This is a genomic window from Pseudomonas sp. RC2C2 (assembly GCF_018390435.1).
GTDB lineage: Bacteria > Pseudomonadota > Gammaproteobacteria > Pseudomonadales > Pseudomonadaceae > Aquipseudomonas > Aquipseudomonas donghuensis.
The window spans coordinates 3,669,480-3,684,748 of sequence record NZ_JAHBAX010000001.1 but is presented as its reverse complement, the minus strand read 5'-3'; the positions used below and the strand labels follow the sequence as shown (position 1 = coordinate 3,684,748).

General features: G+C 59.8%; 16 protein-coding genes, 1 tRNA gene and 1 pseudogene. 8 read left to right on the top strand and 10 right to left on the bottom strand.

Translation table 11 applies throughout. The annotated features are described in order from the left end of the window. Window positions 1-25: 25 nt before the first annotated feature. The 3 genes from KHO53_RS17030 (at window position 26) to KHO53_RS17020 (ending at window position 4,104) form a co-directional block, all read left to right on the top strand. Entirely contained in the window at window positions 26-622 is a 597-nt protein-coding gene (locus KHO53_RS17030; RefSeq protein ID WP_026001321.1) for a fimbrial protein, read from the top strand. An 87-nt stretch (window positions 623-709) separates the two neighbouring features. Continuing rightward, window positions 710-1,453: a fimbrial biogenesis chaperone gene (locus tag KHO53_RS17025; protein WP_026001322.1), complete on the top strand. Its 744-nt coding sequence runs from the start codon at window positions 710-712 to the stop codon at window positions 1,451-1,453. A gap of 86 nt (window positions 1,454-1,539) precedes the next feature. Further along, the gene (locus KHO53_RS17020; protein ID WP_249684329.1) at window positions 1,540-4,104 is read left to right on the top strand and encodes a fimbria/pilus outer membrane usher protein; all 2,565 of its coding nucleotides are present in this window, start codon (window positions 1,540-1,542) and stop codon (window positions 4,102-4,104) included. Between the two features lie 24 nt (window positions 4,105-4,128). Here KHO53_RS17020 and KHO53_RS17015 read toward each other — a convergent pair whose 3' ends face one another. The 3 genes and pseudogenes from KHO53_RS17015 to KHO53_RS17005 form a co-directional block, all read right to left on the bottom strand. After that, the gene (locus KHO53_RS17015; RefSeq protein ID WP_010223154.1) at window positions 4,129-4,797 is read right to left on the bottom strand and encodes a class I SAM-dependent methyltransferase; all 669 of its coding nucleotides are present in this window, start codon (window positions 4,795-4,797) and stop codon (window positions 4,129-4,131) included. Window positions 4,798-5,029: 232 nt separating this feature from the next. Beyond that, window positions 5,030-5,968 (bottom strand): hypothetical protein, encoded by a 939-nt coding sequence (locus tag KHO53_RS17010; protein ID WP_213570539.1) that lies wholly within the window; start codon window positions 5,966-5,968, stop codon window positions 5,030-5,032. Between the two features lie 269 nt (window positions 5,969-6,237). Next, window positions 6,238-6,408 (bottom strand): annotated as a pseudogene (locus KHO53_RS17005) (GFA family protein); the annotation flags it as partial. 190 nt (window positions 6,409-6,598) lie between these two features. Here KHO53_RS17005 and KHO53_RS25625 point away from each other — a divergent pair. From KHO53_RS25625 to KHO53_RS16990, 3 genes are all read left to right on the top strand, one after another. Further along, window positions 6,599-7,336, top strand: a complete 738-nt coding sequence (locus KHO53_RS25625; RefSeq protein ID WP_349628552.1) for a DUF637 domain-containing protein — start codon at window positions 6,599-6,601, stop codon at window positions 7,334-7,336. A 73-nt stretch (window positions 7,337-7,409) separates the two neighbouring features. Next, window positions 7,410-7,655, top strand: coding sequence for a hypothetical protein (locus tag KHO53_RS16995; protein ID WP_213570538.1), 246 nt, complete (start codon window positions 7,410-7,412; stop codon window positions 7,653-7,655). Window positions 7,656-7,761: 106 nt separating this feature from the next. Further along, window positions 7,762-8,615, top strand: a protein-coding gene (locus tag KHO53_RS16990) for an IS5 family transposase (protein ID WP_213570537.1) whose coding sequence is annotated in 2 segments (ribosomal slippage) — window positions 7,762-8,103 and window positions 8,106-8,615 — 852 coding nt in all. Because the reading frame shifts where the segments join, the coding sequence is not laid out codon by codon here. 178 nt (window positions 8,616-8,793) lie between these two features. Here the strand turns inward: KHO53_RS16990 and KHO53_RS16985 are convergent. The 5 genes from KHO53_RS16985 to dapA form a co-directional block, all read right to left on the bottom strand. Beyond that, a tRNA-Ser gene (locus tag KHO53_RS16985) sits at window positions 8,794-8,883 on the bottom strand. A gap of 93 nt (window positions 8,884-8,976) precedes the next feature. After that, window positions 8,977-9,687 (bottom strand): phosphoribosylaminoimidazolesuccinocarboxamide synthase, encoded by a 711-nt coding sequence (purC, locus tag KHO53_RS16980; protein WP_010223163.1) that lies wholly within the window; start codon window positions 9,685-9,687, stop codon window positions 8,977-8,979. A 27-nt stretch (window positions 9,688-9,714) separates the two neighbouring features. Then, the gene (locus tag KHO53_RS16975; RefSeq protein ID WP_010223164.1) at window positions 9,715-10,473 is read right to left on the bottom strand and encodes an MBL fold metallo-hydrolase; all 759 of its coding nucleotides are present in this window, start codon (window positions 10,471-10,473) and stop codon (window positions 9,715-9,717) included. Beyond that, window positions 10,474-11,586, bottom strand: coding sequence for an NlpB/DapX family lipoprotein (bamC, locus tag KHO53_RS16970; RefSeq protein ID WP_010223165.1), 1,113 nt, complete (start codon window positions 11,584-11,586; stop codon window positions 10,474-10,476). It lies immediately after the preceding gene. Window positions 11,587-11,603: 17 nt separating this feature from the next. Further along, window positions 11,604-12,482: a 4-hydroxy-tetrahydrodipicolinate synthase gene (gene dapA / locus KHO53_RS16965; protein ID WP_159388226.1), complete on the bottom strand. Its 879-nt coding sequence runs from the start codon at window positions 12,480-12,482 to the stop codon at window positions 11,604-11,606. A gap of 260 nt (window positions 12,483-12,742) precedes the next feature. On the opposite strand from dapA, the gene KHO53_RS16960 reads away from it, so the two are divergent. Together KHO53_RS16960 and KHO53_RS16955 are read left to right on the top strand one after the other, a co-directional pair. Beyond that, window positions 12,743-13,303 (top strand): glycine cleavage system transcriptional repressor, encoded by a 561-nt coding sequence (locus KHO53_RS16960; protein ID WP_010223167.1) that lies wholly within the window; start codon window positions 12,743-12,745, stop codon window positions 13,301-13,303. 10 nt (window positions 13,304-13,313) lie between these two features. After that, complete coding sequence (locus KHO53_RS16955) at window positions 13,314-13,787, top strand: peroxiredoxin (protein WP_010223168.1); 474 nt, start codon at window positions 13,314-13,316, stop codon at window positions 13,785-13,787. A gap of 102 nt (window positions 13,788-13,889) precedes the next feature. Here KHO53_RS16955 and KHO53_RS16950 read toward each other — a convergent pair whose 3' ends face one another. Both KHO53_RS16950 and KHO53_RS16945 read right to left on the bottom strand, forming a co-directional pair. After that, window positions 13,890-14,960 carry an AI-2E family transporter gene (locus KHO53_RS16950; protein WP_213570536.1) on the bottom strand — a complete coding sequence of 357 codons (1,071 nt, stop codon included), beginning with the start codon at window positions 14,958-14,960 and terminating at the stop codon, window positions 13,890-13,892. Between the two features lie 24 nt (window positions 14,961-14,984). Further along, window positions 14,985-15,224: a sulfurtransferase TusA family protein gene (locus KHO53_RS16945; protein ID WP_010223170.1), complete on the bottom strand. Its 240-nt coding sequence runs from the start codon at window positions 15,222-15,224 to the stop codon at window positions 14,985-14,987. Window positions 15,225-15,269 lie beyond the last annotated feature (45 nt).

The window sequence follows — 15,269 nt, the reverse complement described above, 5'->3', positions numbered from 1 at the left end:
CCAACCAATACAAATGGACATCACCATGAAGAAGTTCTCACTGGCCCTTATCACCCTGTCCGTCATTGCCGCCTCCGGCAGTGCCCTGGCTGCCGATCCGACCCCTGTTCAAGGTGGCAGCGGCAAGATCACCTTCACCGGCGTGATCAACAACGACGCCTGCTCGGTTGACGGCGCCAACGCCGACCGAGTGATTTCCGTCGATATGGGCACTGTGTCGATCAAGGACATGGGCACCGCCGAAAGCCCATCCTCGGGCCGTGTGACCGGTAAAGACTTCAACCTCAACGTCAACTGCAACCTGGGCACCAAAGTCTCGATGATCTTTGACGCTGCCAGCGGCGGTTCGGGCCTGGTCACCGGCAAGAAAGTCCTGGCCCTGACCAAAGGCACCGGCACTGCAGCCAACGTCGGTATCGCCCTGCTCGACAGCAACGGCGCGCTGATCGACCTGAGCTCGAAAACCACCGCCAAGATCCAGAGCGACATGCACGGTACCAGTGCTGCCGGTGGCGACGCGATCCTCAACTTCTCCGCCGCCTACGTCACCACTGGCGCAGCCGGCACCGCCACTGCCGGTCGCGGTGACGCCACCCTGCCGTTCATCCTGCAATACGAATAACGCGTAGCGCCTGAACTGCTATGTGCGAGGCCGCCCGGCCTCGCCATTGACGCTGAATCAAAAGCCCTGAATCAAACGGTACACACCATGTTGCGTCGTTCTATTCCCGCATGCCTGGGGTTGCTCGGCATGCTCATGGCCGGCCAGGCCATGGCCAGTATTTCATTGAGTGCCACGCGTATTGTCTTTGATGGCAACCACAAGGAAGCCAACGTCACCGTGCGCAATGGCAACCAGGATGTGCTGATTCAATCCTGGGTCGACGACAACGATACCCAGCGCAGCGTGCCCTTTGCCGTCACCCCGCCACTGGCACGGGTGTTCGCCCGTGAACAGCAATTGCTGCGGGTGTTGTACGAAGGCACGGGCATGCCCGCCGACAAAGAGTCGGTGGTCTGGCTCAACGTACAGGAAATCCCTCAGGCTGCGGCAGCGGCCAACACCTTGCAGTTGGCTGTGCGCCAGCGCATCAAGATTTTCTTCCGCCCCGCCGGCTTGCCAGGCAATGCCCTGCTGGCGCCGACCGAACTGCAATGGCAACTGCTTCGCCAAAGCGGCAAGACCCTGTTGCAGGTCAATAATCCGAGCCTGTATCACGTGTCGATGGCGGATATAAAACTTGAGGCGGGCAAACACAGCGAGCTGGCCGTGGATTCGACCATGGTGGCGCCCGGTGAAGTAAAAACGTTCCCGGTTAAATCGCTAAGCGCCGACAACAACGTGCGCCTGATGTTCTCCAGCATCAATGACTACGGTGCGCAAAGTCAGTACACCGCGACACTGTCCAGCGGCCACGCAAGTACTGCTGCCGAAGCGCCGACGAAACAATAACGATTGAGGCCAAGGCTTTAATCCTGCGCGTGATTGCGCCCCTCGCCGCGCCCAGTCGTCATTGACGATGATACAGGTTCCTTTGCATGTCTTTTTCTTCCGGTAACAGGCCAACTCATTGCGCCGGCCAACGCCTGCGCGCCCACACTGCAACTGCCAGCCTGTTGAAGTTGAGCGCCCTGTCGCTGGCGGTAGTTGCCGCGCTGCCGGCCCTGGCCGAACAGCACGCCAGCGATGCACAACAACTGGAAGCCTTCAACACCACCTTTTTGCAAGGCGCGCCGTCGTCGGTTGACCTGCAACTGTTGCTGTCGGCCAACAGCGTACTGCCGGGCAATTACCGGGTTGACCTGTACAGCAACGAAGTGCTGGTGGGCCGGCGTGACGTCGACTTCAACCGCAACCCGGCCACCGGCCGCGTCGAGCCCTGCCTGACCCTGGAACTGCTGCAACAGCTGGGCATCGACATGAACAAGCTGCAGGCCCAAGGCAAGTTCGACCCAAACGCCCCGCAAAGCTGCTACGACCTGCCCGCCATGATCGAACAGGCCAGCCTGCGTTATGACGCCGCCCGCCTGCAGTTGGCGGCCAGCGTACCGCAAGTGGCGATGCAGCGTGGTATTCGCGGTTACGTCGACCCCGCGTTGTGGGACGACGGCGTGCCTGCGGCGTTTATCAACTACCAGTTCAACAGCAGCCGCAGCGCCGGCGAGACCGACACCCGCATCGCCAACAACCTGGGCCTGCGTAACGGCATCAACCTCGGTGCCTGGCGTTTTCGCAACGAGTCGAACTTCACCAGCAGCACCGGCCGCCCGAGCGCCTTCAAGAGCAACCGCAGCTACCTGCAACATGACGTAACGGCGATCAAGGGCCAGTTCAGCGCCGGTGATATTTTCAGCGATACCGACCTGTTCGACAGCGTGCGCTACCGTGGCGTGAAGCTTGCGTCCGACGAAGGCATGCGCGCCGACAGCGAACGCGGCTACGCGCCGATCATCCGTGGCGTGGCGCAGACCAACGCCACCGTCGAGATCCGCCAGAACAATTACATCCTGTATACCGCCAGCGTACCACCGGGGCCGTTCGAGATCAGCGATATCTACCCGTCCGGCTCCAACGGCGACCTGCAGATCACCATCATCGAAGCCGACGGTCGCCGCCGGGTGACCACCCAGGCGTTCTCCAGCCTGCCGATCATGGTCCGTGAAGGCCAGGTGAAATACAGCGTCTCGGCCGGCCAATACAACAGCAACACCGACGGCATGGCCACGCCGAACATTCTCAGCAGCACCCTGGCCTACGGCATCAGCAGCAACCTCACCGGCATCATCGGTGTACAGGCCAGCGACAACTACAAGGCGCTGTCGCTGGGCGCCGGCAAGAACACTGCGCTGGGCGCCGTGTCATTCGACGTCACCCACTCGAGCAGCCGCGCACAGGGGCAAACCACCCAGGGTAATAGTGTGCGCGCCCTGTACGCCAAGACCTTCACCGGCACCGACACCAACTTCACGCTGGCCGCGTACCGCTACTCCACCGAAGGTTTCCGCACCCTGACCGACCACGTCCAGGACTTGAGCAGCGACCTCGAACGGCGCCCGGGCAACTCCAAGACCCGCACCGACCTGACCATCAACCAGAGCATGGGCCGCAACCGCGAACTGGGCAGCCTGTACGTCAACGCCAGCGACCAGCGCTACTGGAACCGCGGCGGCTCGCAGAGCTTTTCGGCCGGCTACAGCAACAATTGGGGCGAAGCCAGCTACAACATCGGCGTCACCCGCAGCAAAGACCTGGGCGATGGTTTTGGCGGCTCAAGCAGCGATACCCAGCTCAACCTGTCAGTGTCCTTCCCACTGGGCAGCCGCGCCCGCGCGCCGCGTGCATTCATCACCACCAGCACGCAAAAAGGCGGCGACAGCACCCAGGTCGGCGTCAACGGCTACCTGTCCGAGACCAGCGACACGTTCTATTCGGTACAGGGCGGCAACAGCAGCTCCGGCGGCAACTCCGCGTCGGCCAACCTCAACACCCGCACCTCGGTGGCCGACATTACCCTGGGCTACAGCCAGGGCCGCGGCTACGACTCGCAGAACCTCAACGTTGCCGGATCCGTGGTCGCCCACGAAGGCGGCATCAACCTGGGCCAGACCGTCGGCGAAACCTTCGCCCTGGCCCAGGTGCCCGGGGTCAAAGGCGCCAAGATCAGCAGCTACAGCGGTGTCGAAACCGGGCACAACGGCTACGCGGTGATCCCCAGCGCGCAACCTTACCGGGTCAACTGGATCAGCCTGGACACCCGCGAGCTGGGCGGTGACATCGAAATCGACAACGCCACCCAGCAACTGGTGCCACGCCGTGGCGCCGTGGTGGTGGCCCGCTACACCGGCAAGAGCGGGCGGCGGGTACAGTTCGAGCTGTTCGACGAACAGGGCGGGATGATCCCGTTCGGCGCTTCACTGGAAGATGCCAGCGGCAAACAACTGGCGATTTCCGACCCCAACGGCAAGGCGCTGGTTCTACTGGAAGAAGACCAGGGCAGCCTGACAATCAAATGGGGGGAGCGCCAGTGCAGCGCACCATACAACTTGCCTGAGCGCGACAAGGCGCTGAACTATGAGCGACAGCGCCTGGTGTGCCAGCCCTGAGCACGGCACACCCGCCTGGATCGATTACATGCGTTGAAGCACGTAACTGTTCTCGAAGCCATGCACACAGCCCAGTACATGGAAGCCGTTGAAGTAGCCCGTGGCCCTGAGCAGGTCAACAGCCGGTCCGACCTCGGGCGAATGCTGGAAATCACCATAGTCATCGAACACGATAAAGCCGCCAGGCACCACGCTCGGTGAGTACAGCAGGAAGTCCAGCAACACGTTGCGGCCGGCATGGCCACCGTCGATATGCAACAGCGCGACCTTGGGTGCGAGGCTGTAGAAGCGCTCGGCACACAGCTCCGAGAAACCGCGGATCACTTCGGCATTAGGCAACATCAGTTGCTTGTAGTGGCTGAACTCTTCGAACTGGTTTGGCAGCGCGAACGGGTCGATACCAATGATGCGGCGCTCGCGGTTGCACACCTCATTCATCAGCACCAGCGACTTGCCCTTCCACACGCCGATTTCCACCACATCACCCGGCACCTCGGCAATCAGCAGAGACAGATAGCCCAGCAGGCGCACATGATCATGAAAGGACAATTCGCGGCGCGGCATTGCCTGCTCGGCCGGCAGGGTCGCCTGCGCTTGTTCGAAGTGCTGGCCGATCAAGGCCCAGACCTGCCCGATACTGTCATTCAATTCCGGATTGCTGATGAAGTCGTTGAGCTCTTGGATGGTAATCATGTTTTCTCTGATTGCTTCGAACGAATAAAGGCACGTGTGCTGTAAAGCACGCTGAATTCAGGCCTGGGCCAATGGTGGTTGATAGTATTCTGGCGTCAGAAAAAGTAAAGCGCGGCGTAGTGGCATAATTGCCCTACCTCAAACAGCAGAAACGAAAAGCCCCTGAATCTTGCAATTCAAGGGCTTGCTCATGCATAGCAACGTCTCGCTACACCAGCCTGTCGGCAAAACGCTAGGGCGCAAGAGTCCTGGCTGTCAGGTCCATGGCCGCTGCTGTACCGGGCTCACCTTCAAACGCTTGTTGCGGTACCGCCGCCGGACGTACGCGCAACAGACGACAGGTCATCCACCAGCAAAGCGCAACGAAGACGTTGTACGGGAAGAACACCAACCAGAGAGGCATCAGCCACCATTTCTTGCCCTGCTCTTCCCCCGGCTCTCCCGTGCGCCAAGGCACGTAATGACGCAATGCCTGACGGGGTGTCAGGCAGATTGCGTTATGCGGTACAGACCACCAGTGGGGTTCTTGAGGAACGGGCAGTGTATCCGGGCCATGGGCCATGAACTGACGAATGTATTCCCACACCTGAGCAACGAAGATCGGCCGTGGATCGCTGGGTTCATTGCTGTCTATGCAGATGCTATAGGTGGGTGCCCAGGATTTGGCATTCTGCCGGGCTTGCAGGCTGTCTTGAAGGCTATCGAATGCATTCAGGATTAATGAAGTAGTACTACTGAACGATCGGCCGGAAAACTCGGTTCGCCCGATTATGCCGGCGTTGACATTCCCCCAGTCACCGACAAGCAGTGTCTTGCCCTTGAGGTAGTAGATCTTCTGGGTGCGGCGATTGAAATAGAAGTTCGATTGACTGCTGATCAAGTGGATTCGGTAAAAAAGGAACAACGAAACGCCCAGCGGCATGAGCAGGGGAATGAAAAGCACCCAGACTTCAGCGGATGGCGTGTCATTGATCACGGCACAGAACATCCATACCCACAGCAGTAGGGTAATGACTATCGTGGCAGAGAACATCTTTGCCATGAACGCCGAATCCGCAGGCATGGGATTGCGCAGGCACAAAACGTTTTCGTCCATGGAAATGTACTGATCACCAATAGACGGTACCGCCTCGGCCTTGTCTTTTGCAGTCCACGTCCAACTGATGGTCATGTGTACCTCCCTGGTCGACCCGCTCGCATCTTAACGTAGCGACGGTGGTTGTATCACTGCCTTGGTCGGGGCTGGTTGAGCGTGCAGATCGTCAATTTACGTACAATCGAAAAACAAACCACCTTGGCACATTTTTGGCGCAGTACGTTTGACGATGGCTACGGTCAGAAACCGCGCTGGCGCGGGTCAATGGGCATGATCCGTCTGCCTATTTGAAGGATGTTCTGACGATCAAACAAGTTGGGATCAGCAAACGTACCTTGCTAGCTCTATTCGTCCATGCTGATGCCCGATCCGCCCAACTCCTTGGGGACATCCTTCAGCTTGGGCAATCCATCCTTGATGCGCAGCACGCTCTCCTGATAGTGGACGTGAACGTCTGGCGAGTACGCGAAACCCAGGATGAGCGCGGCATACACGTCGATGAGCCCCATCCCCGGCGCTTGAACGACTATAGCTTGTATACGGTGGCTGTAGCTGCGTTTTTTCTTTAGCTGCTGGCTCTATTACCGCTGTCCGTCCCTATGATTCGCGATGCCTGGTACTTGAGAATCATCCCATCAAGTAGTGCCTTGATAACCGACTTCTCGGCTTCGGGCATATGGCGACGGCCTCGAAGCGCAGGCGTAAATCGTCGGACGGTCCGCGTTCTCCTTCAGCGAACACCAAATTCGCGCAGGAACCCATGCGGTTATTTCCAGCGGCATTTCAACGGCGGTCAATGGCGGTAGTTTTGGTGACAACCTCGGCTCGGCGTTGGTTGGCGAGGCGAGCACCATTGCGATGGCCACCGGCTTCAACTTTGTCGGCGACCGCACCATCAAGTTCGATAATGGCAGCGTGCCGAAGATCTTTGCTCACGCGCTCATGGGCGGATTGCTCGCGGAGGCAACCGGCAGCGACTTCAAGACCGGGGCCATGGCTGCCGGTTTGAACGAAGCAATGAGCAATAGGCTGGCAGCGGTTGCTCGGGGTAATGACAACGTTCACGTGATGCTTTCGCAGTTGACCGGGGTTGTTGCGGAAACTGCGGTTGATGGTGATCTAGGCGTCGGGTCAGAAATTGCGCAAAGCGGGACGATCTACAACTACCTTTACCACCGAGAAATCCTCGAGATACAGCGAGTAATCGATGCACAGAAGACTGAGGCTTGGCGGTTGGAGGTGCAAGAGCGCTATGCTGAGCTTGACGCTCGTAGAAACGACGAGACTGGAACTTTATGTCAGAAATCTTTGCCGCAGTGTGAAGTTATTGCCAAACGCTTGATATCTGAAAAGCCGGAAATCAGTCAGCTCGTTGATGAGGAAAAGAGGAAGGGTGTCAACGAAGGCGTGATGTCTGGTTACATCATTACCTCAAGTGGATAGTAAAGGGACGAAGCGTGCACCTACCAAGGAAGAGTTGGATTGGTTTAATATTATTAGCTGGTGAGGTGACCCCATGAAAGACCTGACAACTGGTCAACGCGTAATTGTTCATATCCACTCTGAATATGGACCATATATTAGAATTTCAAGCTATGAAGATGGTGGTGCGTTAGAGGATGTTTTTGATGAGCAATACCATGTGCTTTACTGGAAGGCCACTCCTGAAGAACTGGTGGCAACTGGTGGCAATGAATATTACTTTGGCAGAATTGCGGATCCGGTCAAGCTTCAAGAGCTGCTGGATAACATTGAATTTTAAGTGCACAGCATTAGGGTCTGTACGAAATTCGAGGCAAATCAACAGCAGCCCGCTACGCGTTGAGATTTTGTAGAGTCTCTGACTATCCAAGGAAAGGAATCCTGTGATGGCAATGCGTTACGAACTCTCTGATGCTGCGTGGGATGTGGTGGCCGATCTCTTCACTGAAAACCGCCGTAAAGGCCGTCCCCGCGTTGATGACCGGCTGATGGTCAACGGCGTGCTGTGGATCCTGTGCTCGGGCGCCAAGTGGCGCGACATGCCAGAGTATTTCAGCCCCTGGTCCACGGTCGATCAGCGCTTTCGTGACTGGAGAGACCGCGGCACGTTCGACCAGATGCTCAAGCGTCTTCATATCAGGCTCAACGAGCAGGGTCAGATCAATCTGCAAACCTGGATGATCGATTCAGCCGCAATTCGCGCTACCCGAGCGTCATCAGGCGCGGGTAAAAAAGGGGGCCTGACGAATCCGCCGACCACGCATTAGGCCGCAGCCGTGGTGGTTTGACCACCAAGATCCACATGCTTTGCGATGCCTACGGGGTGCCGTTGCGCTTCCTGCTCTCTGGCGGACAAACCAGCGATATCAACTATGCTCAGCCGCTGCTCGATGACGAGAGCATTCCCAATACTCGCGGTCGGCCACGCAAGTGCTGCCGATGGCTACTGGCTGACAAGGGCTACGACGCCGAAGCTCTGCGGCGGTACTGTGACCGCTACAGAATGCAACCTGTAATCCCTCTGCGAACCATGAAACGGAAGCCTAAGCCAGGGCTACCCAGGCTGTTCGACTGTCCAAAGTATCGTCAACGCAACATCATCGAACGGATGTTCGGATGGCTGAAAGAGCACCGACGTATCGCTACTCGTTTCGATAAGCTCGCGAAAAGTTTTGCAGCGATGATCTCGTTGGCTTGTCCGATGCGTTGTCTGCGACACCTTTTTTCATACAGTGCCTAGGAGGCATTAGCACTGGTCTCGCAGTCCAAAAGTGGGTGCAAATCAACTGGTAGATAGCTACTGATCAAGAAATGTCCGACGATTTCGACCTTCGCAGCCACTGAAGTTGTAGAAATCTACGTACAATCCATAAACAAAAAGCCCCTGAAACCATTGATTTCAGGGGCTTTCGTATGTGTGGCGGAGAGATAGGGATTTGAACCCTAGGTACTGTTGCCAGTACAACGGATTTCGAATCCGTCCCGTTCGGCCACTCCGGCATCTCTCCAGTGGCGCGCATGATACCAGCAGTTTGCCGAAAGGCAAAGCCTGTTTGCGAAAAAAATTCGCGTGGTATCAGGCGCTTGCGTGAACTTGTCGCTTACAGCGGCACGCCCAGGCGTTTGGCAACTTCTTCGTAGGCTTCGATAACGTCGCCCAGACCCTGGCGGAAGCGGTCCTTGTCCATCTTCTTGCGGGTCTCTTTGTCCCACAGGCGGCAGCCGTCCGGGCTGAACTCGTCGCCCAGGACGATCTCGCCGTGGAATACGCCGAACTCAAGCTTGAAGTCGACCAGCAGCAGGCCGGCGTCGTCAAACAGCTTGCTCAGCACTTCGTTGACCTTGAGCGACAGGGCTTTCATCTTCACCAACTGCTCGGCGGTACCCCAGCCGAAGGCAACCACGTGGGATTCGTTGATGAACGGGTCGCCCTTCTCGTCGTTCTTGAGGAACAGTTCGAAGGTCGAAGGCTCGAGCTTGATGCCTTCTTCGACGCCCAGGCGCTTGACCAGGCTGCCGGCAGCATAGTTACGCACGACGCATTCGACCGGGATCATGTCGAGCTTCTTGACCAGGCACTCGTTGTCGCCCAGCAGCTTGTCGAACTGGGTCGGGATGCCGGCTTCTTCAAGCTTTTGCATGATGAAGGCGTTGAACTTGTTGTTCACCATGCCCTTGCGGTCGAGCTGTTCGATGCGCTTGCCGTCGAACGCCGAGGTGTCGTTGCGAAACAGCAGGATCAAGCGGTCAGCGTCGTCGGTCTTGTAAACCGACTTGGCTTTGCCGCGGTAGAGTTCTTCACGTTTTTCCATGATGGGCTCCGCTTGCTAAATGATGGGCTAGGCGATTTCACGCCAGTCGAGCCCGGAATCCTGATTGGCCACTTGTAGCCAGTCCGGGTCGCAGCCGAGGGTATCGACGAAGCATTGCCGGGCCAGCTGTGGCTGGTTGTTCTTGCTGCTGAGATGGGCCAGCACCAGGTGTTGCAGGTTCTGCCAGTCCAGCTCCGACACCAGGCGCGCGGCCTGATGGTTGTTCAAATGTCCGTAGTCGCCGCCCACCCGCTGCTTTAAAAACATCGGGTAAGGCCCGCGTCCGAGCAGGTCGCGACAGTGGTTGGCCTCGATCAGCAGGGCATCCAGGCCCTGGTAGCTGCTGAGCAGGGCCGCGTCATACGAGCCCAGGTCGGTCAGCACACCAAAGCGCCGGCGACCATCACCAAATACGTACTGCAGCGGCTCCAGCGCGTCGTGGGTGACGCCGACGGCAGTAACGCTCAAGTCGCCCAGCTGCAACGTGTCATTGGCGGCCAGAAAGCCTGCGGCCTCGACCGGCTTGCGCATGCCGCGCAAGGTGCCGCGGCTGAGGTAGACCGGTACATTGTAGCGCCGCGACAGCAACCCGACCCCATGCACGTGGTCGGCATGTTCGTGGGTGACCAGCACCGCGCTCAATTGCGCCGCAGAAACGCCGAGCAGCGCCAGGCGCCGCTCGGTTTCACGCAGGGAAAAGCCGCAATCGACCAGGAGCAAGGTGTTGCCACTGGCGATCAGCGTGCCATTTCCCTGGCTTCCACTTCCAAGTACGGCGAAGCGCACTTAACCCAGATTGTCCTGAATCACGCTCAGCACGCGGCGGGCGACGTCTGCCGGGGCCACGGTGTTGATGTTCTTCTCGACGGTCACCTGGACGCTTTCGCCCACCTTGCTCAGGCGAACCTGATAGCGCTCGGCACGGGCTTCACGCTCTTCCTTGCTCGGTGCGCTGCCGAACAGGCGGCTGAAGAAGCCTGGCTGCTCCTTGGTCTCGGCCTTCTCGGCGAGGTTGATGTAGTACAGGCCCAGGCTGCGGTTGATGTCCTCGACGCGCCAATCACCCTGTTCCAGGGCACGGCCAACGCTGGACCAGGCGCGATCGAGGTCGGCGCCCAGGTTCAGCACCGGGTTGCCGCTGCCGTCTTCGCTGAGGCTAACGCGGCTCGGGGCGTCGAAGTCGCGAGCGGCGAGCAACGATACCGAACCACCCTTCTCGGCGCTGCGGGTCATGCTGGCGAGCATTTCGTCGACCAGGATGGCGTCGACACCGGTGTTGGCCGAACGCGCCGGGAAGTCCTGCTCGGCCGTGCTGCCGGCCGGACGCTCGACGGTAACGATGTAGACCTCACTGGTGTTGCGCTGCACGCCCGGCTCGATGCGGATGCGTGCACGGACTTCGTTGTCGCTGCTGCTCGAAGCACTGCCCAGGCGCTTGGCCATGGACGCCGAGAGCTCGTCGAAACGCTGCCAGGTGGTGTTGAATTCGCCGGTTTGTGGACGCTCTTCGGCAATCCGGAAGCCATTGTCTTCGAAGAACTGACGGGCAACCGGCCAGACTTCAGCCGGCGAACGCTGGGCCAGGACCCAACGCGCGCTGCCGCTCTTCTGCAGGCTGAAATCGCTGATGTCGGCGCCCGCGCTCAGCGGCTGCGGACGTGGCACTTCGAACTCGCCCTTGACGTTGTCGTCGGCGACGTTGCGCGGGATCGGCAGCAGCGGATCGAGCCGCTTGGCGCTGCTGACATCCGGTGGCAGCTGCATCGGCGGCTTCTGGGTGGCCTCCAGATAATCGCTGCCGCGGTCACGGAAGTAACCCTCTTCGCCCCAGAGCCAGCCACAACCGCTGGTACTGGAGATGATCAAGGCAAGGGCGGAAAGACCAGCCAATCGCTTCATGCGGTGTACGTCCTCAATTAAAACTGCAGGCCGCACTGGCGCATCGCCTGGCGTACCGTATCGTGACAGGATTCGCTCAGCCAGGTCAGTGGCAGGCGGATGCCTTGCTGCATCAGGCCCATTTCGACCAAAGCCCACTTCACCGGAATCGGGTTGGCTTCGATGAACAGGTTCTTGTGCAGCGGCATGAGTTTTTCGTTGATCGCGCGAGCCTTCTCGGCATTGCCCTCAAGGGCGGCTTCGCACAGATCGGCCATTTCCCGCGGCGCGACGTTGGCGGTCACGGAGATGTTGCCTTTACCGCCCATCAGGATCAGCTCAACGGCGGTCGGATCGTCGCCGGACAGGACGATGAAGTCCTTGCTGACGCCATCGAGGATGGCCTTGGCGCGCGTAAGGTCGCCGGTGGCTTCCTTGATGCCGATGATGTTCGCCACGGTCGACAGGCGAATCACGGTCTCGGCCTGCATGTCGCAGGCGGTGCGGCCGGGTACGTTGTAGAGGATCTGCGGGATGTCGACGGCTTCGGCAATGTGCTTGAAGTGCTGGTACAGGCCTTCCTGGGTCGGCTTGTTGTAGTACGGCACCACCAGCAGGCAGGCATCGGCGCCGGCTTTTTTGGCGTTGCGGGTCAGGTGCACCGCTTCGCTGGTGGAGTTGGCGCCGGTACCGGCGATCACCGGGATGCGGCCGGCAACGCGCTTGACCACGAACTCGATGACCTTGATGTGTTCATCGACGTCCAGGGTGGCGGACTCGCCGGTGGTACCGACGGCGACGATGGCATGGGTGCCCTTCTCCAGGTGGAAGTCCACGAGTTTGCCGAGGCTGTCCCAATCAAGACGCCCTTGTGCATCCATGGGTGTGACCAATGCCACCATACTGCCCGCAATCATGAATCTGCTCCTGCCGGAAAAAGAGAGCGGTAATGGTACTGGCGCCATCGGCCTTGCACAAGCGAAGCAGGCGGGCGGAGCATTCCCCTCGGCGGCCATTTTCGCTACCCTTCTGTCTTTGATCGGTACATAGTGGCCCGCCGGGCTGCCGACAACGCGCGTAGCCAGCGCCCGAAGCCTCGATCCTGAGCCCCGGGCTCTTGCCTGCCGGCCTTTTTGCCACGTCAGGTACCGACCGCTCATCGCTTTAGGAATGCTGCATGTCCACCCCCACCGTTCGCGAACAATTCCTTGTCATCAGCGCCCTGGGTGCCAACCCCATGGAGCTGACCAACATCCTGTGCCGGGCCAGCAACGACAATCGCTGCTCGGTCGTCACCTCGCGCCTGACCCGCCACGGCGAGTGCAGCGCCCTGGTGCTGCAGGTCACCGGCAGCTGGGACGCCCTGGCGCGCTTCGAAGCCGCCCTGCCGGGCCTGGCCAAGAAGCACACCTTCACCGTCAACGTGGTGCGCAGCGCCGAGCTGGAGGTACGCCCGCTGTCGCTGCCGTACGTGGCCTATGTCAGCGCCGCCTATCGCCCGGACATCATCAACGAGCTGTGCCAGTTCTTCATCGACCACCACGTGGAGCTGGAGAACCTGACCTGCGACACCTACCAGGCGCCGCAGACCGGCGGCACCATGCTCAACGCCACCTTTACCGTGACCTTGCCGGCCGGTACCCAGATCAGCTGGCTGCGTGACCAGTTCCTGGACTTCTCCGATGCGCTGAACCTGGATGCGCTGATCGAACCGTGGCGCCCACAGAACCCGATGTAAGGAAGCTTTCATGGCCGTTGAACTCGACCAACCCGTCGCCGATTTCCAGGCCCTGGCCACCAGTGGCCAGAGCATCAGCCTGGCTGAGCTCAAGGGCAAGCAGGTGGTGCTGTACTTCTACCCCAAGGACAGCACCCCGGGCTGCACCACCGAAGGCCAGGGTTTCCGTGACCAGCATGCGGCCTTCGACGCGGCCAACACCCTGGTGTTTGGCGTTTCGCGCGATGGCATCAAGTCCCACGAGAACTTCAAGGCCAAGCAGGCCTTCCCCTTCGAGCTGATCAGCGACAAGGACGAGGCCCTGTGCCAGCTGTTCGACGTGATCAAGCTGAAGAAGCTCTATGGCAAGGAATACCTGGGCGTGGACCGCAGCACCTTCCTGATCGACAAGGACGGCGTGCTGCGCAAGGCCTGGCGTGGGGTGAAGGTGCCCGGGCATGTCGATGCCGTACTGGCGCAAGCGCAGGCGCTTAACAAGGCCTGATAGCGCTTTACCTGTGGGAGCTGGCTTGCCAGCGATTGCATCACCGCGCTAGCCGCAAGGGCCAATGCGCCTGTATCGCTGGCAGCCAGCTCCCACAAAAGCTCACAGCAGCGGCGCCACCATCGGCTCGCGCCGCGGCCAGGCATCCAGCACGGCCTTGAACAAGGTCGCCAGCGGGATCGCAAAGAAAATCCCCCAGAACCCCCACAAGCCGCCAAACAGTAGCACCGCGCAGATGATCGCCACCGGGTGCAGGCTCACCGCCTCGGAGAACAGCAACGGCACCAGCACGTTGCCATCCAGGGCCTGAATGATCGCGTACACCGCCATCAGGTAGATGAACTGATCGCCCCAGCCCCACTGGAACAGCGCAATGAAGGTCACCGGCACGGTCACCACCACCGCGCCGACATAGGGCACCACCACCGACAGGCCGACCAGCAGGGCCAGCAACGCCGCATAGTTGAGGCCCAGGCTGATGAAGGCGATGTAGGTGGCCACACCACAGATCAGGATCTCGATGCCCTTGCCGCGGATGTAATTGGCAATCTGCCGGTTCATCTCTTCGGCCACCCGGGTCATCAGCGCCCGCTCCTTGGGCAGGTAACCGCTGACCCAGTGGGCGATCTGCTCGCGGTCCTTGAGGAAGAAGAACACCAGGATCGGCACCAGCACCAGGTAGATCATGATGTTGACCAGCAGCGGCAGGCTCGACAACGAGAAGGTCAGCGCCCACTGGCCGAACTTGCCGATCTCGCCGCGCATCACCTCGATGGCCTGCAGCACTTGTTCGTCAGAGACCAGGTGCGGGTAGCGCTCGGGCAACAGCAGCAACAGCGACTGCCACTTGCCGAGCATGCCCGGCAGCTCGTTGAACAGGGTGATCAACTGGTGCCAGAGCAGCGGCACCAGCACCAGCAGGAACACCGCCAGGGCGCCCATGAACAACGTGAACACCAGCGCCACCGCGTATCGGGTCGGCACCCGCAGGCGCTCCAGGGCATTGACCAGGCCCTGCATCAAGAACGCCAGGACCATCCCCGCCAGCACCGGGGCAAGCATGCCGCCCAGGGTCAGGACGGCGGTGAACGCCAGAAACAGCAAGACCGCCAATACCACCGCTTCTTCATCGGAGAAGTAGCGCTGCATCCAGTCGCGAAGCACCTTGAACATTGACGATCCTTTAACAGAGAAAACTCAGGCTTTCTTCAACCAGTAGGTGTACACACCGGCCTCGGCCTCTTCGAGCAGCAGCGTATGACCGGCCAACTTGGCAAAAGTGCGAAAATCGCGCTGGGAACCGGCGTCGGTGGCAATCACCTTGAGCACTGCGCCACTGTCCAGGCGGTTGAGCTCCATCTTCGCCTTGAGCAGCGGCAGCGGGCAGTTCAGCCCGCTGGCGTCGAGTTCGGCGTCATGGGTCGGGGTAGCGCTCATGGGGTTCTCCAGGCAGGAATGCGGGCACAGGTAGCATTTTGAACA

Coding starts and splice junctions, on each gene's coding strand:
- KHO53_RS16950 (WP_213570536.1), bottom strand. CDS start 14,960: ATGTTCAAGGTGCTTCGCGACTGGATGCAGCGCTACTTCTCCGATGAA.
- KHO53_RS16960 (WP_010223167.1), top strand. CDS start 12,743: ATGTCCACCCCCACCGTTCGCGAACAATTCCTTGTCATCAGCGCCCTG.
- KHO53_RS17010 (WP_213570539.1), bottom strand. CDS start 5,968: ATGACCATCAGTTGGACGTGGACTGCAAAAGACAAGGCCGAGGCGGTA.
- KHO53_RS16955 (WP_010223168.1), top strand. CDS start 13,314: ATGGCCGTTGAACTCGACCAACCCGTCGCCGATTTCCAGGCCCTGGCC.
- KHO53_RS16945 (WP_010223170.1), bottom strand. CDS start 15,224: ATGAGCGCTACCCCGACCCATGACGCCGAACTCGACGCCAGCGGGCTG.
- purC (WP_010223163.1), bottom strand. CDS start 9,687: ATGGAAAAACGTGAAGAACTCTACCGCGGCAAAGCCAAGTCGGTTTAC.
- KHO53_RS17020 (WP_249684329.1), top strand. CDS start 1,540: ATGTCTTTTTCTTCCGGTAACAGGCCAACTCATTGCGCCGGCCAACGC.
- KHO53_RS17015 (WP_010223154.1), bottom strand. CDS start 4,797: ATGATTACCATCCAAGAGCTCAACGACTTCATCAGCAATCCGGAATTG.
- KHO53_RS16995 (WP_213570538.1), top strand. CDS start 7,410: ATGAAAGACCTGACAACTGGTCAACGCGTAATTGTTCATATCCACTCT.
- dapA (WP_159388226.1), bottom strand. CDS start 12,482: ATGATTGCGGGCAGTATGGTGGCATTGGTCACACCCATGGATGCACAA.
- KHO53_RS17025 (WP_026001322.1), top strand. CDS start 710: ATGTTGCGTCGTTCTATTCCCGCATGCCTGGGGTTGCTCGGCATGCTC.
- bamC (WP_010223165.1), bottom strand. CDS start 11,586: ATGAAGCGATTGGCTGGTCTTTCCGCCCTTGCCTTGATCATCTCCAGT.
- KHO53_RS17030 (WP_026001321.1), top strand. CDS start 26: ATGAAGAAGTTCTCACTGGCCCTTATCACCCTGTCCGTCATTGCCGCC.